19 protein-coding genes are annotated in these 22,826 nt (G+C 44.5%); 6 read left to right on the forward strand and 13 right to left on the reverse strand.

What is annotated here, in order from left to right:
* Positions 1 to 29: 29 nt before the first annotated feature.
* Positions 30 to 2,948 carry an ATP-binding protein gene (locus tag BMW86_RS21530; protein ID WP_089784014.1) on the forward strand — a complete coding sequence of 973 codons (2,919 nt, stop codon included), beginning with the start codon at positions 30 to 32 and terminating at the stop codon, positions 2,946 to 2,948.
* Between the two features lie 236 nt (positions 2,949 to 3,184).
* On the opposite strand, the gene BMW86_RS21535 is transcribed toward BMW86_RS21530, so the two are convergent.
* The 7 genes from BMW86_RS21535 to BMW86_RS21565 form a co-directional block, all read right to left on the reverse strand.
* On the reverse strand, positions 3,185 to 4,663 hold the full coding sequence (locus BMW86_RS21535) for an FAD-binding oxidoreductase (RefSeq protein WP_089784015.1): 1,479 nt from the start codon (positions 4,661 to 4,663) through the stop codon (positions 3,185 to 3,187).
* Positions 4,664 to 4,799: 136 nt separating this feature from the next.
* Positions 4,800 to 6,329, reverse strand: a complete 1,530-nt coding sequence (locus BMW86_RS21540; RefSeq protein WP_089784016.1) for a family 20 glycosylhydrolase — start codon at positions 6,327 to 6,329, stop codon at positions 4,800 to 4,802.
* A 9-nt stretch (positions 6,330 to 6,338) separates the two neighbouring features.
* Entirely contained in the window at positions 6,339 to 7,097 is a 759-nt protein-coding gene (locus BMW86_RS21545; RefSeq protein ID WP_089784017.1) for a glucosamine-6-phosphate deaminase, read from the reverse strand.
* Positions 7,098 to 7,109: 12 nt separating this feature from the next.
* Positions 7,110 to 8,282, reverse strand: a complete 1,173-nt coding sequence (nagA, locus tag BMW86_RS21550) for an N-acetylglucosamine-6-phosphate deacetylase (protein ID WP_089785729.1) — start codon at positions 8,280 to 8,282, stop codon at positions 7,110 to 7,112.
* Positions 8,273 to 9,553 (reverse strand): sugar MFS transporter, encoded by a 1,281-nt coding sequence (locus BMW86_RS21555; RefSeq protein WP_089784018.1) that lies wholly within the window; start codon positions 9,551 to 9,553, stop codon positions 8,273 to 8,275. The genes nagA and BMW86_RS21555 overlap by 10 nt, the downstream gene beginning before the upstream one ends.
* Positions 9,554 to 9,622: 69 nt before the next feature.
* A complete protein-coding gene (locus BMW86_RS21560) occupies positions 9,623 to 10,684 on the reverse strand; it encodes a LacI family DNA-binding transcriptional regulator (RefSeq protein ID WP_089784019.1) in 1,062 nt (353 codons plus the stop codon).
* A gap of 72 nt (positions 10,685 to 10,756) precedes the next feature.
* The gene (locus BMW86_RS21565) at positions 10,757 to 11,539 is read right to left on the reverse strand and encodes a glycoside hydrolase family 16 protein (protein ID WP_089784020.1); all 783 of its coding nucleotides are present in this window, start codon (positions 11,537 to 11,539) and stop codon (positions 10,757 to 10,759) included.
* Positions 11,540 to 11,923: 384 nt separating this feature from the next.
* Between BMW86_RS21565 and BMW86_RS21570 the strand changes: the two genes are divergently transcribed.
* Positions 11,924 to 12,520 carry a hypothetical protein gene (locus BMW86_RS21570; protein WP_143056654.1) on the forward strand — a complete coding sequence of 199 codons (597 nt, stop codon included), beginning with the start codon at positions 11,924 to 11,926 and terminating at the stop codon, positions 12,518 to 12,520.
* A 4-nt stretch (positions 12,521 to 12,524) separates the two neighbouring features.
* Here the strand turns inward: BMW86_RS21570 and BMW86_RS21575 are convergent, their stop codons facing one another.
* Together BMW86_RS21575 and BMW86_RS21580 are read right to left on the reverse strand one after the other, a co-directional pair.
* The gene (locus tag BMW86_RS21575; protein WP_089784022.1) at positions 12,525 to 13,214 is read right to left on the reverse strand and encodes a LytR/AlgR family response regulator transcription factor; all 690 of its coding nucleotides are present in this window, start codon (positions 13,212 to 13,214) and stop codon (positions 12,525 to 12,527) included.
* On the reverse strand, positions 13,215 to 14,234 hold the full coding sequence (locus tag BMW86_RS21580) for a sensor histidine kinase (RefSeq protein ID WP_177189351.1): 1,020 nt from the start codon (positions 14,232 to 14,234) through the stop codon (positions 13,215 to 13,217).
* 178 nt (positions 14,235 to 14,412) lie between these two features.
* On the opposite strand from BMW86_RS21580, the gene BMW86_RS21585 reads away from it, so the two are divergent.
* Both BMW86_RS21585 and BMW86_RS21590 read left to right on the forward strand, forming a co-directional pair.
* Positions 14,413 to 15,702, forward strand: coding sequence for a serine hydrolase domain-containing protein (locus BMW86_RS21585; protein WP_177189352.1), 1,290 nt, complete (start codon positions 14,413 to 14,415; stop codon positions 15,700 to 15,702).
* 1 nt (position 15,703) lies between these two features.
* The gene (locus BMW86_RS21590) at positions 15,704 to 16,936 is read left to right on the forward strand and encodes a M28 family metallopeptidase (RefSeq protein WP_089784025.1); all 1,233 of its coding nucleotides are present in this window, start codon (positions 15,704 to 15,706) and stop codon (positions 16,934 to 16,936) included.
* A gap of 72 nt (positions 16,937 to 17,008) precedes the next feature.
* Here BMW86_RS21590 and BMW86_RS21595 read toward each other — a convergent pair whose 3' ends face one another.
* Both BMW86_RS21595 and BMW86_RS21600 read right to left on the reverse strand, forming a co-directional pair.
* Positions 17,009 to 18,109 (reverse strand): pectate lyase family protein, encoded by a 1,101-nt coding sequence (locus BMW86_RS21595; protein ID WP_089784026.1) that lies wholly within the window; start codon positions 18,107 to 18,109, stop codon positions 17,009 to 17,011.
* Between the two features lie 168 nt (positions 18,110 to 18,277).
* Positions 18,278 to 19,927 carry a hypothetical protein gene (locus tag BMW86_RS21600; RefSeq protein WP_089784027.1) on the reverse strand — a complete coding sequence of 550 codons (1,650 nt, stop codon included), beginning with the start codon at positions 19,925 to 19,927 and terminating at the stop codon, positions 18,278 to 18,280.
* A 133-nt stretch (positions 19,928 to 20,060) separates the two neighbouring features.
* Between BMW86_RS21600 and BMW86_RS21605 the strand changes: the two genes are divergently transcribed.
* Complete coding sequence (locus BMW86_RS21605; RefSeq protein WP_177189353.1) at positions 20,061 to 20,504, forward strand: GNAT family N-acetyltransferase; 444 nt, start codon at positions 20,061 to 20,063, stop codon at positions 20,502 to 20,504.
* Between the two features lie 101 nt (positions 20,505 to 20,605).
* Positions 20,606 to 21,427, forward strand: coding sequence for a carbonic anhydrase (locus BMW86_RS21610; RefSeq protein WP_218149202.1), 822 nt, complete (start codon positions 20,606 to 20,608; stop codon positions 21,425 to 21,427).
* Between the two features lie 74 nt (positions 21,428 to 21,501).
* Here the strand turns inward: BMW86_RS21610 and BMW86_RS21615 are convergent, their stop codons facing one another.
* A complete protein-coding gene (locus BMW86_RS21615) occupies positions 21,502 to 22,035 on the reverse strand; it encodes a hypothetical protein (protein WP_089784028.1) in 534 nt (177 codons plus the stop codon).
* Entirely contained in the window at positions 22,032 to 22,811 is a 780-nt protein-coding gene (locus tag BMW86_RS21620) for a DUF5995 family protein (protein WP_089784029.1), read from the reverse strand. Before BMW86_RS21620 ends, BMW86_RS21615 begins: the two co-directional genes overlap by 4 nt.
* Positions 22,812 to 22,826: the final 15 nt, after the last annotated feature.

A 22,826-nucleotide genomic window follows, 5' to 3' on the forward strand; every position in this document is an offset into this window, starting at 1 on the left:
TGTTGCTTCAAAAAACTTAAATTTAAGTTATGCCCCGTCTGTGGTTTCCTATAACATTAGCCTTCCTGCGCTTTCTCTGTGTAGGTCACCTGTCCGTTATGGCAGCTGTTCCGGTATTGAGGACAGACAGTTTAAAAGTTTATGAAAAAGGTTTTGCGTTGCATAGTATGCCCTGGCTTTTCCATATTACTGATGGCACGGATTATAGTGACCCGGCTATTACAGACAGCACCTGGACAGTGGCAACAACCGTGTTTGGCAGTACCGGGCAACCCAGCGGCTGGAACGGAGGCGGCTGGTTCAGATTATGGCTTAAGGTAGATGAACACCTGACCGGTACTATGCTGGCGCTTCGGATCGGTCAAAATGGTGCCACTGAGATCTATATAGACGGAAAGAAGATAGGAGAAACGGGTAGGATCGGCAAAACAAAAGCAGAAACCCGTTCGGAACGTGTTCCTTTCATTGTGTTTCCCTTTATAATACCAGATCAACGGCCACACCTTCTTACAATAAGGTATGTAAATAGTGAGCCGGCCTTTCCGGAGTACACCGGTTTCCAGGTATGGGCTGGTACCTATGAGCAACTGTCGACCTATGCACTTGATGGGTTAAAGACGAATACCTTTTTACTGGCCAGCATCAGCGCCCAACTGGCATTGGTACTGCTTCACCTCGCCCTTTTCGCTTTTTACCCCCGGCAGCGGCTGAACCTTTATTACAGCCTTTTTGTACTCTCGACCGCAGCGGTACTTTACATGTATTACCTTACTGTTGGTACGACAGATCCTTATATGCAACGGATTACCGCAGATCTTTTCGAGGCAGGGATCATTGTTGCTATTTTTTTCGCAGGTATTTTTTTGTATAGTGTCAGCTATGATCGCTTGCCACGCAAGCGTGTACTGGGGGTAGCCTCATTCGGCTTGCTAACCCTGTTATATTATTTTTTGTCCAACAGTAACCCTGACGGAACAACGATCTCGCTATTGGAAATTAGTTATTTTTTGCTCGTGATCATAGATGGAATGTATGCGCTGATAAAGGCCATACTTCGCAGAAAACCAAGAATCTGGCTGATTGGTGCAGGAATGTTCACCGTCACCATCTTCTATTTGTTAGTTGGAAGCGACATACTTGGATTGATGAAGGGAAATAACCAGCTGATCAGTGAATGGATGAGCATCGGCCTCCTTGCTATGCCGGTATCTTTTTCCATTTATCTCGCGCTTGACTTTGCAGATATTAACCGCAGTCTCACCACCAGATTGCAGGAAATAGAGCAACTGTCAGCTCTAAACCTTGCGCAGGAGATGGAAAAAAGCAGGATACTGACAGGACAAGCGGAGCGGTTGGAAGAAACGGTGGCTGAACGCACACTGGAGGTGCAAAGTCAGGCACAAAAACTGCAGGAAATGGATGTGGTGAAATCCCGGTTTATGGTTAACCTAACCCATGAATTCAGAACACCCTTATCCTTGATCATTGGGCCTGCCAGCTTACTGGCGACAAAAGCCGGGAATGCAGCAGAGCGACAGCAAGCCGAATTGATCAAACAGAATGCGAAGCAGCTTCTGCTCCTAATTAACCAGTTGCTCGACCTGAGTAAACTGGAGGAGGGTAAAATGGAAATTGTAACTGCAGATACCGATATCCTCACTACAACGTCAGCTGTATTGATGCCATTTGCCGGGGATGCCGCCCAAAAAAAGATCACTATTGATTTCAAGTGTCCGTTCAATCGTTTACACGGCACTATTGATTCCGGAAAGCTAATTATGATTCTCCGGAATTTGCTTTCTAACGCGGTTAAATTCAGTTTGACCGGTGGAACGATACTCGTAAATATCGCTGTGGAGAAAGGGCCTGAAAGTGTTGTTTTGCTACTTAGCATCACGGATCAGGGAATTGGTATAAACGCCACAAAGCTGCCCTACATTTTCGACCGGTTTTACCAGGTAGATTCATCGGATAAGCGTTCAAATGAAGGTAGTGGAATTGGCCTGGCCCTCACCCGTGAACTTGTCGAATTACTTGGTGGGACGATCCATATCAACAGTGCCGAACATGTAGGTACGACTGTAAAAGTGAAGCTGCCAATTGCAAATTTACAGGCGAATACTGGTGATGTACATTTCTCTTTACCGTCTAACACGGATCTTATACATGAAGATGAAAATGACAATTTTACCGATGAACGTCCTGTACTGCTTGTTATCGAAGACAATGACCAGCTCCGGGAATTCATCAGGATCACATTTGGCACACAGTTCAGGACATTGACTGCACCAAATGGGGATGAAGGGCTCAGGCTCGCCCGAAAATATATTCCCGACCTCATTATCACCGATCTGATGATGCCAGGAATGGATGGTTATGAGGTTTGTAATAAAATAAAAGAGCAGGAATTAACCAGCCACATACCGGTACTGATGCTTACCGCCAGGAGCGGGTTGGATAGCAGGACTAAAGGATGGGAAGCTGGTGCCGACGCCTACCTGTCAAAACCTTTTGAACCAACCGAGTTACTGGCACTTGTAGAAGGGTTGATCAGGACCCGAACACAATTACAGGAACGTTACCTCCGTGAGGAAGCATGGAAACCTGCCGCCGGGTCCTTGCCACCACAGGAAGTGCGTTTTATGGACAAAGTGCGTAATATTATTGAAGCACAGCTGGACAACGAACTGTTTGGTGTTGATATGCTCTGTGATCTGGTTGCGCTAAGCAGGGCGCAATTGCACCGTAAATTAAAAAGTGCTACCGGACACCCTCCCGGTGACCTGATTCGTATGGTGCGGTTGCAACAAGCACTGGTCTTGTTGAAAGCTGGGGACACCACAGTGGCAGAGGTCGCATATAAGGTCGGCTTTGGGACCCCGGCCAGTTTCTCAACGAGCTTTTCCAATTATTTTGGATATGCGCCGAGTGAGGTACACAATAGATAAAGGAGGCAATAGACAGGCACCCACAGGTATTCAAAAATGTTTCTGATTAAAAAAGTTTTTCCTATTCTTTGGCGACCATATATAGCCTAAGGGATCAGCAATATCCATAGATAGTAAGGAATGTTCTTGCAAAGATTATTTCCATCGCAGATCCAGGCCATACTTAACCGATATGGAAGGAAAGGTGTATTTGTTATCAGTAAATCAATTCCTCAGGAAAGTACTTGTCTCTGCTGTTACCCAGCCAGCTGTATAGACAACGCATGATAAAATATATTCAGCGGGTCCCATTTGGTTTTCACGTTCTGCAACCGTGGATAATTCTCTTTATAATAAAGTGTATGCCATGGAACGCCTGATTGATTCCATTCGGGGTCGGCGAGATCTGTATCCGGATGATTGATCATGCTACCATCAGTCTGTTCATTAGGTACAGGTACACCGCCAGAACCGGGAAAGAGGGCCTTATAAAAATTACGAACCCAGTCCAGACTAGCTGCCGCACCTTCCGGATCTACCCAGCCGGTATTGCAGGCAACATCCATAATGCAATCCCGTTGTGCTGATGCGGTGGCATCCGGCGGTACGGTATTTACTTTACCACCGTAGGTTGCCATACCTAATAGGCCTCCTATTTTTACATCCGCGGTGAGATATTTATAGGCGGTCGCAATCTGGCTGTCGGTGAAGGGTTGCCGGAAGAAAGCATCCTTCACTTTTGCCTGTACATTATCGAAACCCGGTTGAAATAATTCGGGAAAGGGATTGAGTGCAAAGCGCAGCCATGAGCTTTCCTCGATCTGTTGTATATAGGGTAAGCCAATAGGCCCCGCAATAGCGGCCAGATGTTCATCTATAAGCTGGACGCCCCCTGTAGAAAGCCCTTTTATTTCCAGTTTGCCCAGGTTACGGTGATTCAAAAAAAGTATGCTGAACAATTGTGTGTAAGGAGAGTCGGGACGACTGTTCTGCAGGCTCCATGCTCCGAAATTTCGCACAAGATGGGAAAACGATGTCTCATCAAAGAGCTTCCAGTCCCATGCCACCCGGAAGGTGGTAATGGATGCTGGTGCTTTTGGCAGCGCTGAATAAGGATCAGATCCGTTGGAATCCGGAGACCGCAGCCAGTAACGGGTTACAATGCCAAAGTTCCCACCGCCACCGCCGGTATGCGCCCACCAGAGCTCACGGTTAGGATCAGTTGTTTCCCGCGTAGCGATAACACTATAGGCCTTACCGGTTGCATCGACAGTCACCAGTTCTATTCCATACAGGTAGTCTGCCGCCAATCCATATTCCCGGCAAAGAAAACCGAAGGCACCACCCAGTACATGTCCGCCCATACCTATGCCGGGGTGTTCACCCGCAGGAAGAACCACTCCCCAACCCAGGAACAGTCTGCGATACATCTCACCTACCGTAGCACCGCCCTCCACTGCAAAGGCCGCCTGTTCAGCGTCATAATGGATGTCGGTCATAAGAGAGATATCGATAAGCACCTGCACCGCAGGGTCTGACACGAATCCCTCCAGACAATGCCCACCACTGCGTACCACTGGTCGCCGTTTACTGTTCACAGCCTCCTGTACGGCCTCTACTACCTCTTTTGTAGACGTTGGAAGACGTATATACTCAGGCTTTCCTGTAAAGCGTTTGTTGAACCTTTTTTCTGCAAGATCGGAATAGCGAATGTCATCGGGGGTAATCTTTTCCATGTACTAAATTTAAAGAAAAAATGTTTCCTAAGTTTCTTGAAGGATAAGGATATACGATTGCAATAAACGGGAATAGTTCCCATTTTAAATTAGATTTCAATGCCTGATGGTCGCCATTTTCAGGTAAAAAAGGAATTCATTTCTTGTGAATGAGCCGCTCATATAGCTGATGAGTTCTGTAACATCTGATCGTGTTTTCCTCCTCTATTTCCGATGGATAAAGTACAGCTCCATTCAGTCGTTCAAAAGTCTTGTTTAGCGCAGGTTCCGTAGCCATCAGCGCCTTCAGTTGGGCAGCATATGCAGTGGTGGCTGTTCCTGCATTGAGTGCTGCTTCAATATTGATATAACGGAGATAATATACCCGGATATCGGCCATAAGGCGGTAGTGCTCAAATTCCTCCACATGCCTGGTGGGCTTCAATGCATGAAGGATACCGGCGCTCTGTCGTGCGCTATCCAGCAATTGCTGTACCGTCATGGGCATGGGCGACAATACCTTGCCATTCGTCACAGCGTAGCTGGCCTTGTACAAGGCTTCATATAGTTGCACCGCTGCCTGTTTGTTGAGCCCATACTGTTCGTGGCAGTAGTGGGTAAAGAAGTCGTCGATGTTAAGCGCCTCTTGTTGCTTTGTAGCCTGCAAATATGCATTTATCAGCAGGTTAAAACCGCTTAACGGGTACACATGACGTACAGCATATAGGTCTTTCAGTTCGCCGTTGGCATCGAACCGGGCATCGTATTCACCGGAGGTAGACCAGGAAGTCATAATGATGCCCTGATAGCCCAATTGACGACAGGAAGGGATAAAGGTGCTGATATTATTGAAATGGTGTTGCCACCGGGTCAGGCAATAGTTGTCAGGCTCGCTGCGCAGGGCAGGAGCGCCCCAAACCTCGTAGCCGCTTTTTAGGAGAGCGGTATGGTCGCCAAAATGATCCAGTGGCCAGCCATAGTTCCAGTCTATCAGTACAGTTTGTTTGGGCAATTGCTGCAGGTATTGCGGGTATTTCAACGCAATGTCCGCCCAGAGTACAGGGCGCTTGCCCAGGCTTACTACGATATCGCAGAGCATTTTCACATGGTCGAAGTAAAGTTTGGATACCCCCATGGAATCAGCGCGTTGCCGGCACAAAGCGCAATGACCCAGCAGGTGTGTTTCATCACAGCCGATGTGGATAAAGGGAGATGCATGCGTGGCAGCAAGGTCTTTGAACAATTTGGTGAACAATGCCCTGTTCAGTTCCACCTGACTGGGACACACCTGCGACAAGTCCCTGGGATCTTCCCGTAACGCAGCATATTGATAATTGCGCAGGATGTATTCTACATGGCCAAAGCTTTGTTGCAGCGGGATCACGTCCACATGCAGGCTTTTGCAATATGCAATGAAACCTGCGATTTCCGCTCGCGTATAGGCGTAACGATTAGGAATGACCGGCGCTTCCAGGAAAGGATAACTCCCTTCCCATTCCATCAGCAAAGTATTGATGCCATTGTCACTGAGTTGCTTTACCAGTGCCTTGAGTGCGGGCATCTTCATTACCTGTATACGGAGGTCGATGTGAAAACCCCGGACAGCAAAGTTGGTCTGCCCGTTTGAGTAAGTCGCAGAGGAAAAAATGAAGAGGAGAATTGCAAACAGTCGCAGGCATAATTTCATGTGTCGTGTTTAAAGAGGTTGATAACTATCCTGGTCCAGGAAAAGCATGGCGTTACCATGCGTACGGAGTATCGTGGAGGGAAAGGCGCTGGATACCGGTGCCATCAGAGTGTGGCGCACAGCCTGACGCTTGGTAGGGCCGGGTACTATGCAGTATATTGTCGCGGCTTTCATCAACGCAGGCACAGTAAGAGTAATAGCATGAGTGGGCACTTCGAAAATGCTGGTAAAGCAGCCATCATTCACCTGTTGCTGCCGGCAGGCATCATCCAGTGAGACTTGTTTTACCCACTGTTTATCTTCAAAATCCGCCGTATGCGGGTCGTTGAAAGCAATATGCGTATTCTCGCCAATACCCATGAATACAACATCTGGTGGGTTGTCTCTGAGCAACTGTGTGTAACGGACGCATTCGGTATCCGGTGTATTTCCGTTCAGGTAATGCACAGAAGCAAACGGCACTTTTTCAAAGATGCGTGAGCGGAGGAATTGACCAAATGACTGCGGAGCATTGGCCGGCAAGTCAATATATTCGTCCATATGAAAGGCGTTGATCCTGCGCCAGTCTATGCCCTTATAGCTTAGCAACGCCGTCAGGAATTCGTTCTGAGAGGGCGCCGCAGCAAAGATCACGTTTACTGGCATCTGTAACGCGGTGAGCTGCTGCAATTGCTGTGCGGCCATTTCTGCTGCAGCCTGGCCCAGGGCATTTCGGTCAGCGAATACGTTTACACGTAAGTTGTCTTTTTTGAATTGATGCACTTCCATGAACAAAGTTGTTTAAAATACAATGTGGCCACCAACAATGGTGTGGCTTACCCGGATGTCTTCATCGAAGATCACGAGGTCGGCATCTTTGCCTTTCTCCAGTGTGCCTTTTTGCGCTGCAATGCCCATGATCCTGGCCGGACTAGCTGTCATCATCTGCACGGCTTCGGACAAAGGGATGCCGGCCATGCGCACCATATTGCGGACCAGCATATCGGCGGTAGCTACGCTACCCGCAAAGGCGCTCCTGTCGGGTAGTTTAGCCACACCATCTTCAATGATCACCTGCTGCCCGTTTTTGTTGCCGCCCAAAATGCTTGGTCCTGGCGGCATACCGGCCCCCCGCATGGCATCGGTAATCAGGGCAATTTTATCCGGACCTTTTATTTTGTATACGAGCTTCAATAATGAGGCAGGCAGATGCTTGCCATCTGCGATGATCTCTACAGTCATGTCGTCCAGAAGGTAGGCAGCTTCTACGACACCTGCATAACGGAAGGCATTGCGGCGCGATACGGTAGACATGCAGGAATAAAAATGCGTGGCATGCGTGTAGCCGTTGGCAAACGCCTCAAACACATCTTCATCAATGGCATTGGTATGCGCAATAGCCGGTAGTATGTTCCTGCTTTTCAGATAGCGGCCAAAGGTCATTGCTCCTGCCAGTTCGGGAGCAGCGCTCCAGCGTTTGATGAAATCATACCGCGCGATAATCGCTTCATATTCTGCCGGCACGGGTGCACGGATATAGCGTGGGTCCTGCGCACCACGCTGCTCCATAGAAAAATAAGGTCCCTCTATGTGCATCCCGATAAAGGTGGCACCCTGCTTGTTCAGCGCATGGGCTTTTTCGTAAGTGTCCAGTGTCTCCAGCAGATCTTCCTGTTCACAACTCAGCGTTGTGGGGGCAATAGCAGTAGTGCCAAAGCGGGCATGTAGCTGGGCAATTCCCAGGAAGGCCTCCACAGTATTATCCATAAAATCATAACCGCCGCCGCCGTGTACATGGATATCAATAAAGCCAGGTGCCAGGTATTGGCCCGCGGCATCGATCACCTGATCTGCGGCAACGTCGCTATGCCCTTGTTCAATGCCTGTTATCCTGCCTTCGTGAACCAGTACTGAGCACTGTTCAATAAGCTGGAAAGGTGTCAGCGCACGTGCATTTATAATTTTCAATTGCATAGGCTCCATTTTTTTATATTATGCCCATAGAACGCATAAAACGTAAGGAAGATATAACAGGGCAGCAGCACCCAGTAAGCTGGCTGGTGGCCATTCACATCTGCCAGGCGGCCATAGAGCAGCGGTAGTACCGCATTACCGCTAAGGCCCATAATGAGCAGCGATGCACCCAGCTTGGCCTGCGAGCCAAGACCATCAAGCGCCAGAGGCCAAATGCCAGCCCAGATCATGGAATTGGCAAAGCCCAGCAACACCAGGAACCACACGGAAATATCTGTGGTATGGCCCAGGAAATGCACGGTGCCACTTATAGTCGCTACCATCACGCTAAGCACAACGCCTAGCAGTGTACATATTTTCAGCGCGGTGAGCTGGGAAATGGCCCAGGGTATGAGGCTGATGCCCAGCAGATATCCGCAAATAGTGGTGAAGAGCGTGTATGAAGGAAAGGATTTAGCCTCCGGAATGGATAACCCCCGGGCATGCGCGTAGTTGATAATGGTATCTACCGCGATGAGCTGGGAGCCTACGTGCAGGAAAATGGCCACAGCTCCTAATACCAGATGGGGATGCTGCCAGACAGGCCGGTGGCCGACCGCTTGTTGTGTGGCTTTGCCCGGTTCGGGCAAAGGAGAATAACGGATCAGCAGTCCAAGCAGACTAAGTATTCCGCCTACAGTGGCATAAGGGAGGATCAGCCGCCGGACCAGCATATTCAGCGCCGCATCTTTTTCTGCTGCGGCCATACCAGGAATAGCGTGGAAGAGCTGAGTATCGCCCGGCCGGATGATCGCCGCGGCCAACAGCAGCGGGGCGATAATACCAGCGGTCTTATTGCAGATGCCCATGATGCTGATACGCTGAGCGGCCCGTTCTCTGGCACCAAGCAAGGTCACATACGGATTGACCGCCGTTTGCAAAATAGCCAGACCTATGCCGATGATGAACAATCCTAACAGGAATACCAGGTAAGAGCGGGAATAGGCGGCTGGGATGAAAGTAAAGGCTCCTGTTGCCATTAAGAAAAAGGCGGTCGTCATGCCCTTCTTAAAGCCCACCTTGTTCAACAATAGGGACGCCGGCAGGGCAATGACCAGGTAGGAAATATAAAATGCAAACGTCACCAGGTAGGACTCAAAATTAGTAAGCTCGCAGGCCACCTTAAAATAGGGGATCAGCATGGCATTGACCCAGGTGAAGAAACCCAGGACAAAAAATATCATGCAGATGAGCAGGAGGGGGCCCCTGATCTTTACAGCAGCAACTTCCATGGTTGATCGGTATTGTTATACGTGTTCCGTGTTCTCAATTTACGTGTACGTACACGAATCTAAATAATTTTATGCTTTGTAGAAAATGAAGTTCTCGCGGGTGATAATGTCGATAGGCATATACACGGCAGACTCAATAGTGCCGATATGGAACAGGTGACGGTACAGGGTCATGACTGCCAGGTAGCCCTGTTCCTTAGGACGCTGGCAGATGAGGAAGTTGATGAGGTTTTCAGACAGGAATTTAATGTTCTCTTTAAGGAAATCATAACCTAACAGCAGCACATTCAGGTTATGCTTTTTGATGATCTGCGCTACCTGGCTAACGCGGGAATTGGTTACGAAAACTGCTTTAACGGAATGATGATGGCTGAAGCTGCGCATGAATGCCGTTTCTATGGAATCGGCGCTGGTCTCCTTGATATCGAGGGTAGTGATCTTGTTGAAAATGGCATGTTCTTCGAAGTAGCGGCGGAAGCCCAGTTCTTTTCGTCTCAAATGATGATCGTTTTCCAATGCAGTGGAAATGTTTACGACCAGCATTTCATCGTTGGGGACCAGCATAAAGCTGATCAACTGCGCGGCCAGTTTGCCACTCTGGAACAGATCCGGGCCAATGTAGCTCAGTGGTTCCTGGTGAGGGATATCAGAGTTGATGAACACCATTGGTATACCTAATGTTTTCACTTTACTGATAAACTCAATGGATTCATCTACGAACGAAGGTGCCAGGATCAGGCCATCTGGCTGGGTTTTCAGCAGTTTGTCTGCCTCTTGCCGGAAACTGGCTTTTACATTGAGATCGTAAAAATGAATATCGAGATGAATACCGAACTGTTTTACTTCGGAGTGGGCGAGGTTAATGCCGGACAGCGGATAGGTCCAGTAGTCGGTCTCCCTGGAAGCCTGCGGTATCAGCACGGCGAAGGTTAAAACCTTTTTCTGGGCCAGCAGGCTGGCCATCTTGTTGGGAGTGTATCCTAATTCTGCTATGATGGAATTGATCTTCTGCTTTGTTTTTTCAGATACTCCTTTACGGTTGTGGATCACACGGTCTACGGTCCCGATAGACACATTGGCCCTTCTCGCTATTTCCTTTACACCCGTCAGTTCCGCCGATTTGTTTCTCATATATTTAAGGTTTAAGCCTATTGGACAAATTTGGAAAAAAAACGGGAATGTCTTCCCGTTTTTTTAATTAACCTACTGAGGCGTAAATTTAAATTCATGAATGATGATCTCCACGTTCTGCCCATTGGAAGGCGCCACACCATTATATAACCAGAGATTCATCATGACCGGCATACTTAAAGTGCTGATGGAGTATGGCGGATTAGCCCATGTTTTGGAGGCATACACATTTGTATTGTTATCGTAAAAACCGCCAATGCTCTGGAATTTCACTGAATCACTGCCATACCTTGTAATGCGATGGGTCGTGTAAGTGCCTGTGAGATTTACCAGGGGTGTAACTTCCACGCTGGACTGACTACTACCTGTAGCAGGATAAAGCGTGAAATCGAGGTTGTTATTGGTGGCATAGCCCCAGCGGGAATATTCTATGTCCATTTCATCATAGCCATCATTGCCGGAGTAGTTGAACATCCCGAAAACAACGTTTTTGTCAAGTTTGTCGATAGCCCCTTCCACTTTCCACTGGTATTTTCCATAGCCCAGGTTTTGGTTAAGGGTTACTTCCGCGCATTCCCAGTTCTGGGTGGTTGGGTTCTTAGCCAGCTTCAGGTGCAGGAAACCATCCGTATCCACCCAGGCGTTGGAAGCAGAGAAGTGATTGGGGCCGGGGCCCTGAGTATCGGTGCCGCTGCTGGTGACGATCCAGGTGTAGCCGGAAAAGGAGAGCGTGGTGAGGGCCCTGGCGCTCACATTGGTAGTAGGGGATGTTTCATTGACCGTGCTCACAACAGCTTCTTTTTGACAGGAAAACAGGCTGGCACAGGTAAGTGCCGCTAATAGGTGTTTTTTCATAGAACGAATTTTGAGGGTGATGGGTTTAGATGAACATTGGTTAACCGATAAAAATCTATCGTAACGTGTACGTACACGAAAATAGATGATAAATCTTATATCACTCAATAATTTTCCGGGTAGTGTCTCAGTTTGATTACATAATCTTCGTGCCAGATGGTATTGATCAATAAATACACCTTATCTGACGTGAATATTAGGTGAAGTTAAATTGAAAAACAAACCCTGAACCCATATTCCCAAGCTAAATCAGAGAACTAAACAGTCAGATGTAGTGTATTTATGATCAATACCACCTGGCAATCTATGCTATGATAATATTCAAATTGAGTCTGCTAAAAACATAATCGGATTATTGAATAAAATGTATAAATTGACTTAATCATGAAATATTTACTACTATTCTCCGTCTGTATAATCTGTTCTTGTCAAACTAAAACAAGTACTAAAAAAGATAGTGGAACAACAGATTCCCATTATCTGGATTATTTGCTGAAGGAATATCATGAGAGAACTTTGGTAGGATTGTTTTTTGTAGATAGTGTTTATGCAAAAAAGCTCTCTCCGGATTTAAACTTAACAACTTCATCCTATTGTAGTATAGATACATTCTTTAAGAGAAATATGTTAGCAACGGCAGAGAAATATATTGGGACTATCGAAGATCATAAACGTAACGAAATTATTCATCAACTGGAATATTGGCTGAAGAATGATGCTTTATTATCAGGTGTGATTAATAACTTAAATAAAGATCTGATTTTCGGAGAGATAATTAGCGACTTACCTGAAACCCAGGTATTTCTTAAACAATATTTAACGGCTCCTGGCCAGTATTGGGGATCATTAGATGCGGGGCAATCCTGCAAACTTTATTATGATATAACAGGCTATTTACTGACATTAAATGACGAAAAAAGAATCGCGTTTTTTAAACAGTATTTTGAAGTAGCATGCAGGATATCATTAAAGAATAAATAGTTATCTAACGTAGTTTCTGCAATAACTGCTCCCGGTACACCTTGCCAACAGGTAGTTTTTTACTACCCATAAAAACTTCATTTCCTTCTATATATTTGATAGCTTTCAGCGAAGCAATATACGATTTATGTATACGGGTAAATTTGGATGATGGTAACTGTTGTTCAAACTGAGTCAGTGTTTGCTTGGACATAACCCGTTCCTGACCGGTATAAATGAAAATGTAGTTACCGTAAGCTTCAACATAACTGATCTCATCGAAAAACACTTTAGTAAGTTTCTTGTCTGATTTGACCATAAGGAACAATTCCTCATCTTTCGCCGCTACCCGCATATCACTTGTTTTATTGACCACCTTTTCAGTAGCCTGTACGAAACGTGGAAAGGAGAACGGCTTTAATAAATAGTCGGTGACCGACAACTCAAAGCCTTCCAGTGCATACTCCGGGTAAGCTGAGGTAATGATCACCGCGGGATATTTCTTCAGGGAACGCAGCATTTCAAAACCGGTCAGCCTTGGCATATTGATATCGAGGATGATCAGGTCAATGTCCTGCTTATTCAGCACCTGCATAGCTTCAAAGGCATCTTCACAGCTGGCCGCCAGGGTCAGATAAGGCACCTGCTCAATATATTTTTTGAGAATGTCCCGGGCAATGGGCTCGTCGTCGACAATGATGCAATTGATATTCATTTAGCTGAGATCTATTTCCAGATTAATTTCAAAGTGATCCTTTTCTTTGCTGCTCGTTAAACGGTATTGCTGCGGGTAGATCAGATCTAACCGTTGTTTAACATTATTCAAACCGAGGCCACCCTTGGATTTGTTCTTTACGGGTACATATTCCGGATCAATCGAGTTCTTTACGTTAAGGCACATTTGACTTCCATTGAGACTAATCTGGATATGCACAAAGGCCGGTTGCCCTTTAGCAGCGGAAAAATGCTTAAAACTGTTCTCTACAAAGATAATCAGTAACAATGGAGCGATGTATCGTTCTGTATAATCACCGCTGATCCGGTACTGAATATCTGTCTTGTCACTTAACCGTATCTTTTCCAGGTCTACATAGTTACTGATGTAATCCAGCTCTTTTTGTAGTGCCACATAGTTTTGATTGGTATCATAAAGCGAGTAGCGGAGTAGCTCAGACAATTTTAGCATCAGGTCCGGTAGCTTTTTGGAATCGGTAACCGACAGGCCATACAGGTTATTCAGGGTATTGAACAGGAAGTGCGGATTCAGCTGTGCTTTCAAATGGCGCAGCTCATTTTCTTTTTGCTGTTTATCCAAAATAAGCCGGTCCAAACCGAGCTTGAAAATGGTGGCGATGACCGTAAAAGCGATAATGCTGAATGCAATATGCTCGTTCCGCCAGTCCACATGGTCACGGATGGGGAATAACGAGCCGATGGCATTAAGAATATATGGCAGCCCATAGATCAATAAAACCACTTGTACCAGATAAAGCAATATTCCTATGAGCCATTTTCCGCGTTTAAAAAATGGCACTACCAGTAAATTCTGTGAATAGGAGGGAATAGCCAGTTCCAGCGTTTCCTGTAAAACCAGGCAAATTAGTGTCAGCCCGCTCATCCGGTAGGGATATTCCTTGAGCACAACAAAAAGAATGAAAACAATCGCCCAGAATACCAATTGGGTATAAACCTTATAAGGTTTGGTAAATAAGCGTGTCCAGTCGAATTGCTTCATAAGCCAAAGAAAGTACAAGCGCGTACATAAACCAAATTTTGATGATGAACTGATCCTTTTTGATGATGAACATTTCATCATCACTGATGATACGTTCGTCATCAGGTGACTAATGTTCAGCACTTATATTTTTAGAGGAGTTTGGGGCGAAATACTTTTGGATAAATCTTTAGAAAATATGAAAACAAAACTCATTATCGTCCTCCTGAGTTTGATGAATACTGTCTCTGCGCAAAAAGATACACTTCAGGCTTCTTTACTAAGGGATATTCCAACATGGATGGAGGAATACCATGTGCCTTGTGTAGGTGTTGGCCTGATCGAAAATGGCCAGATTAAATGGGTGAAAAACTTTGGCAATTTGCAACAAGGGCATCCTGCTCCCAATAATACCTTATTCAATATCGCTTCCCAAACTAAACCGGTAACAGCTATGCTGACGCTAGCACTGGTGCAGATGGGAAAATGGGATTTAGATGAGCCGCTGGCGCATTACTGGATAGACCCGGATATCGCAAATGATCCCTATTTGATGAAACTGACTACCCGTATTGTACTAAGCCACCAAACCGGCTTTCCTAACTGGCGCTCGGATAATGGCGGGACCACACTGCATTTTAATTTTGAACCAGGCACCAAATTCGCTTACTCCGGTGAAGGCTATGAATATTTGAGAAGGGCGTTGGAAGCCAAATTCCACCAACCCTTAAACGTTTTAATGGATACTTATTTATTCACCCCCCTGGGTATAAAAGACACACATTACTGGAGCGAAAACCTGGATACCAATCGCTTTGCCATGTGGCACAACGGGGAGGGTAAGCGCTATGAGGGTTCTATCCAGACGCCTGTTAATGCAGCCGATGATTTGATCACCAGTATCGAAGACTATTGTAAACTCGGTATTTATGTGATGAACAATGCAGCATTATATGATAAACCTGAGGTCAAAGTCAAGGAGAATTATTACCGGGGCCTGGGCTGGGGATTGGTACAGGGCCTACCAAATGGAGAATATGCTTTCGAGCATGGTGGTTCGGATATCGGCGTACGCACCATGGCGGTTTTTCTGCCTAAATCAAAAACCGGTGTGGTGGTGATGACCAACGCAGATAACGGGATGTTCATCAATGACAGGATCATCAAACGTGCGCTGGCTTGTGGTCCCCAAATCCAGGCGATCATGAATAAGGCTACCACTACACATACGCGGATCACTATAGCCGATCAGCTCATTCAAAGCTATACCGGCACTTACGAACAAAGTAATGGGAAGTTGATAAAAATAGAAAAGGAAGGCAACGCGGTAAAAGTATCAGGTGATGGAGCGCCTACTGCCATCTTGTTTCCCGAATCCCAAAACAAGTTCTTCCTGGATGGTTACGATGTACAGCTTGAGTTCCCGGATATGAATTCGCTTATCATCTACGAAGGTGGAAAACAGGTTATGAAGATCAATCGTAAATAACATGAAAAGATATCTCATCATCCTGCTGCTTATTATGGCCTTCACGGTTCAGGGACAGACCATCGAATCTTTACAAAAAGATATGTACGGCATAGCCTCAGATGCGACCGAAGGGCGCTTTACCGGATCATCCGGATACCTGAAGGCAGCCCGCTATGTGATCGGTGAGTTGAAAGCCGCGGGGCTAAAAACCACCTTCCAGACGGTGCCACTCTTTTGGAATAACTATCAAGGCAGTATGATAACTATTGGTGGCAAAATTTACCCGCATCAGGGTGGCAACTTCATCGTCTTACAACATGCTACCTCAACACCGGGTGAATGGGTGGTCTTAAAAGCAATGCCTGATTCCGCTGCAATAGCGGCATTAACAAAGCAAAAAGTGGCCGGTGTTATCCTGATCCCTGATCAACAGCAATCCGGCGATTGGGAAACGACTGTAATCAGGCAATACCGTTTTGGTTATATGCACTATGCAGCAGATTTCGTTCAGAAAAATTCCCGGCTGACGATCATTTTAATCAGCCCTGCATTGGCGGAAGAAATAAATAAGGGCCAGAAGCCTATGGTAAATCTGAAGTTTAAACAAGACCAGACGAATGGTTATAACGTAATCGCCACGCTACCTGGCAGGGATAAATTATTAAAAGATCAGACCATTATAGTGGGCGCACATTTGGATCATATTGGCAGGTTGGGCGATCATATCTATAATGGCGCCAATGACGACGGTAGTGGTTGTGTGGCGCTCATGGCGGCAGCAAAAGCGATGGCTAAGCACCCGACACAAAAGTCGTTGCTGTTTGTTTTTTACTGCGGAGAGGAATTGAATTTATTAGGCTCCCGCTATTTTATGGAGCACCCGCCGGTACCAGTGAAAAACATGCTGATGAATATTAACCTTGAACAGGTAGGCAGCAAGCACCGTTCCTTTCAAGGCATCTGGGCAGTTGGTGATGAGCAGTTTAAAGCTGACTTCTTCAGCTCGGGTAAAATGTTTGCCGAACCAGATCTGAAATTCAGTCCAACAGATACTTTACGGGACGAACTCAGTAACACGGACACCTACAGTTTTATGAAAAAGAACGTACCATCGCTTTTATTAAGTTCGGGTGGTTTTGACGAGCACCATACAACGCAGGATAAGATAACACTGATCGATTTCGGGCATTTGCAGAAAGCCAGCCAGTTGCTGCAATCTCTGATCAAAACACTCAGTAAACATGTCCCATAAGTAAAAAGATGTTGTTGTATAAACTGAAGTCAGTCTATACAACAACATCTTCAAAGCACCTGTCAAAAGGAATTATAGAGAAGTACAGGTATTACCGGATAGAGTAGCACCAGCACCATTTGATGCCGTAACTGTAGATTTAACGCTTGAAGCACTCAGTATTGAAATACTGTAAGGCGGTGTAAAGGCAGTAACACCATTACCAGCTGTATTTCCGGTTACACTTGTGAATGTATTATTAGTAGCCTGCACTGCCGTAGAAGTTTTGGACATTAAATCAATAGGGTTCTTAACATTTTCGAAAACGTTCGACGCTATTAACAGATTCGCCTCAAAACCGGCTTGGATACAAGAACTACTTGCTGTACTATTGAAGTAATTGTTCACCATATGTACTTTACCAAATCTTACCCTTGGCATTCTGGCTACGCAGCCTGATGCCCACCAGCAACGCGCAAATGTAATATTAAGGTGAGTTCTGTCTGCTGTTGCACCATCACCTGATCCGATTAAATTTGAAAAACGATGATCATCGGAACCGCCGGAACCACCTGCTTTTGGTGGTTTTAAATACGTAAACTTGCAGTAGGAAACCGTGATATAATCAGAGGTGTTTTTGATATCGAAGTTGCCGTCAACGCCATCCCTGAACTCGCAATGGTCAACCCATACGTTATTGGAAGCATCTAATGTAGCATTATCCCAGCCATCGACATCATATGCGCCTGGCCCTTCAAAAATAAGATTACGGATAATAATATTATTGCATCGTTTCACATAGATAATACCGGAGTTATCTTTGGTTTGATCTGCCGAAACCAGTTTCGCTCCGGATGAGCCGAAGATTGTTTTTCCTGTTTGATCCTGAAAGGAAATTCGTCCCCCTGAAGGTATTGTGATGGTGCCATTTACCTGTATTACTTTGACACTGGTATTTTGTATGGCTGCCTTTAAGGTGGCATACGTTGTAACAACAGTAGCAGTGGCTGTACCCCCTCCTGTTGTACCTCCGTTTTGAGATGCCCATCCTTGTGCAGAACAGACCGCTGCTGCTGCCTGCACCTGTGCAGATGCCGTTGTCAGAGGTAACATCCCGCCGCTCTTCTTACAGCTTAAGGAAATACAGGCCACCGATAGAAGGATGGCTAAAGAACTGAAATAGGTTGTTTTCATTTTAATGTTTTTTCACGTTATGGAATTCTATTAACTAATGGGGCTTAACAGGGTTTCAGATGCTTCGATAGTGTTAAGCAATTTTTCTTATTCAAACGTATAAAACATAAATCAGAAAAAAGCTAAATCAGCTAAAAATATTAACGCAATCGATGCCGGTTGCAAAAACTATAGTGGTGCAAGGTACTGTGTGGCATCCAGTATCACATCAGCAGAAACATCTCCCCGGCCATTACCTGGAGCAGTAGCATTTTTAATAAGATTGAATACAATAGATCCATTACTCAAATTAGTAGCCGAAAAACTAAAGTAAGGCGGGAAATTTGAAGTAATATTTTGTATCGTAATAACAGGTGTACGCATCATCTGTTGATAAGATACAACCTGAGACAACACAGATTCACTCACATTGGTACTAATATATGTAGGTGTAAGAAGATACGCTTTCATTACCTTCCAAAGAAAATCTGCTCTGGAATACGAGCCTAATGTTGTAGCATTCATATTTTCAGCATACCAGCTGATATCTCTTGCTACAAAATTATCGATTACACTACGATCAAGAGCAGTATCTAACCTGATACAGGAATACATATTGAAATAATTTTCAGCACCGATGTATACTTTTGTAATCCCGCCAAGTGATGAGTTAAATACAATTCCGGAGATCTTCTGACTGATATTGTTCACTCCACCTACATATTGGTTGCCCGAAATAGTAATACAAGTGGTTTGATTAGCAGCATTCCCACCTGAAAAAATAACCATATCTCCTGCTTGTCCCTGGGCATTGAAATGATTATTAACTATTTGAAGATTCATTACATTTCGTTGAACATGCTTTACATTTAACAATATTGCACCGGCAGTAGTACGATCGAAATAATTCCCTTGTACGATACTATTAAATATCCCGTCTATCGTACAATTTGAACTTACAAAATGATTATTTAAAATCTTAATTGAGTTACATTTCGCTATGGAGAAGGTGCTGGCAAACAACTTATTTCCTTCGAATGTAAATCCCTCCAGTGCACTTGTGGAATCAGCAGCTATTACCTGTGTAAAAGCAACTCCTGTTCTGAAAGTGTTCTTCGAAATAATTGATTCCATAGGGGTTTTAGTAAACGCTGAAGCAGATACAGTTCTGATGGCAACCCCATTCGATTCACAATTAAAATGATTTTCTGTAATCTTATTAAAATCAGACCCTGAAAGCGATACTCCTACCGCTCCATTGGATAGCTCAAAGAAACAACCTGTTACATGTATACCTAAATTTCCGGAAGAACTGAAATCAGGGTTCTCATTTATACACACCACGCCTGTAGTACTACATTCAAATGTAATACCCTGATAAGTGGTACCATTAACAATCAGGGTACTCCCTGTTCTTGTAAAACCAGTTCCACTACCCGGGCGTACTATTCCCCCGGAGATAGTTACATTTTTTATTGCAGGTACAGATACATTGCTGATCTGAAATATACCATCCAGAAACAACACTCCTCCATCAGGCAGATAGTTTAATGCGCTTGTAAAGGCAGCACTGGCATCCATAGAGGCATCTCCCTTTGCTCCAAACCATTTTACGTTTATTTCCGTCTCATATAGTCTTCGCCATACACCATTATTCCCCTGTGGCAGATCAGGTCGGATAACAGTTCCGTTATTGTCATTGAGCGCGGAACCGGCATCCCAAAAGAATTCTCCGCCGCCACCATCTCCGGCTGTCCAATATCCGAGAACATTACATACTTCATTTGATTGTGGAGTTGTTGGGTTACTTCTTAATTCAGCAATGGAACTAAAGATCATTTTTAATTTTTTAAGGTTATCAAAACTTTACCGGACAAAGATCTATATCTGCTACGCAGTCTATGCGCGTAAAAACAAGGCCTTTTGCCTGTATTGTAAATAAATACTAAATTAGGTTCATTAGGCGATTCATATGGAAGATATAATGATAAGAGATGCACATAAGGGCGATATTGAAGCCCTGTCCCTGTTGATGAACGACCTTGGTTACCCGACAACCATATCCGAAATGCAGGAACGCTTTAGCGGAATTATAGAGCATCCGGATTACAGAACTATCTTAGCCGTGCTGGATAATGAGATTGTTGGTATGGCAGGATTGCATAAGGGCCATTTTTATGAAAGAAATGGCATGTATCTGCGGGTACTCGCATTTGTTGTAAAACAAAATAACAGGAATAAGGGCATCGGTAAAATACTAATGAAAGCAGCAGAGGATTGGGCAATTGAGCAGTGTTTAAACTGCGTAATCATTAACAGCGGAAATCGCGAGAACCGTAAGGATGCGCATGCCTTTTATCAGAAAATGGGTTATACAATTAAATCATCAGGATTTATTAAGGAATTGAATAACTGATTCTTTCAGAATGTTAAATTTTTCTAAAGGAGATTAAAAGTTTGTGAAATCCTTATCTTTGCCGTTACTTGTATGTCTGATAAACTGTCAGGTAGCGGAATGTGAATAGTTTAACCCTTTGTAAACGAGAGCGTCAACTTCGTATTAATATTAAAATTAGAACAGTGAAACATTTAATCGCATCAGTTATGGTGGTATTTTGTTTACAAAATATTGCTACTGCTCAAACGAGTACTTCTGTAAAAAAGACAACCATTGATTCTGTAAAATGGAGAGCAGACCATTACATTGTAGACAGAGATACTGCCTTTAAGGACCCACGGCTTGCTATTAAGAAACTGATGGGGGGTAATAAAAGGTTCGTCGAAAACAAATCTATCCGTCCCCGGCAAGATGCACAAACCATTAAAAAATTAGGGTTTGGCCAAAAGCCTTTTGCAACGATCGTCAGTTGTTCCGATTCCAGAGTTCCTAATGAGTTGATCTTTGACCAGGGCCTGGGAGATTTATTTATTATCAGAACGGCAGGGCAAGTATCCTCCGCTGCATCTTATGGAAGCATGGAGTATGCGGTGTTAAAATTGTATACCAGGTTAATTGTTGTTTTAGGCCACACGGAATGTGGGGCTGTGGCAGCGGCCGTAGAAAGACCTGAAGATGTACCCGGCCATATTGTTACGTTAATTAATGAAATTAAGCCAGCTGTAGCCAAATGTGCCAACATGCCTGGAGATCCTGTTAATAATGCTGTAAGACAGAATGTGATTGATCAGGTAAATTCACTCAGGGATTTAGACCCCATTTTACATAAAAAATATTTAAAGGGTGAGATTCTGATTGTAGGTGCTGTTTATGATCTTCATACCGGGAAAGTAGAATTCTTAGATGAAACCATGAAAGATCTTCCTGAAAAAACTAAATAGCCCTTGAACGGCATAAAATAAAAAATGGGAATAGTTAATTATTCCCATTTTTTATTTTACTCCAATGGTGATTATTATAATTTATCCAGTATCTCTACAACAGTTGCCCAACCATTATAGAGCACACCCTTCACATGTTTTTTGTCTTCGGCAACTGTGTATTTACCGATCCAGTTATCACTAAGCAGCTTAATGTAATAAGTTGAACTCATGCCCGCAGCATGAATCTTTGCAGGATATTCATCATCTTCTCTGAAAAGAAATGGAATAGGCCCGAACCTTTCATGAGGTTTAACCAATACATCACTGCCATTTGGATTGAGGACATAATTCTCATTTGAATAGAAGAGGGTGATACCAAACTTTGTCACACGATAATCATTATTGGCAATACCCGCTTCCTGCATCTCTGCTGTAGCTGTAATAGTAGACCTGATTTTACTGATACCGAAAATTTTATTTACAAGATTCATCATAATCACCAGGAACTTATACTTTAAAGGCATGGTGCTTTTTCTAAAACCTTTCCAGGAATTGATAACAAAAGAATACTGGCCGTGCCATTGGCCACGCCCTACTTCGAAATAATATATCTGGTTGTCTTTCATTTTGAAGTATTATTGTCCAGCGTCCTGATGATCTTTTTAATGCTTTTAAACTCAAATATGCCAATGATAAATATGGCAATCCTACCGAGCAGACCGGGAGAAACAATTTTTTTACCCAGACCAATGACCGTATCATTTACCTGCAGTACAAGTGCTTCTTTTTTCTTTTCATCTGCGACAGCCAGCTGACACGCAAGCGACCAACTCTCACATCGCGCTACACTGAGACTGAAGTTGAAGAATTTGTTTTCCACTTTCATCCCTGATTTTGAGGCCAGGCTAAGCACCGGAGACACTGAAAAAATCTGCTTTTCAATTTGGATCATTGCAGACGCCAGTATTGCATTTATCTTTAAAAAGTCGGGATAGAGGAAAACAATCTGTTCAGGAGTGCACATGCCGCTGGTTGCTATGGGCAGGTCCATATTAATATGCGGGTTCATTGAAAGCAATAGCTGTTGGAGGACAATCGTGAATTTTTGTTTGCTGTTTTCCAGCGCGAATGCCCACCCGGGTGTAATATCCAGGTTGTTGCGATAATTATCAACAGCTGCAAAATATCTTTTCGCAAATGTGACATCCAACTTTTCAATACGTGCTTTATCCTGAAACTCTCCCGCATCTGCCGCGGTTTTTATACGCATGGTCATATTTTTATAAATAGCAGCAAAAAAACCAATCCTGCTATTATTTTGTACAGACCATTCGATAATAGAATTAAGTTCCTGGATCACATCATCAAAGGAAGTGATTTCGTTTTGGTTGAGGTCCTTCATTTGGGGAAGGGGTTT

The sequence above is a fragment of the Chitinophaga sp. YR573 genome (assembly GCF_900110995.1).
Lineage (GTDB): Bacteria > Bacteroidota > Bacteroidia > Chitinophagales > Chitinophagaceae > Chitinophaga.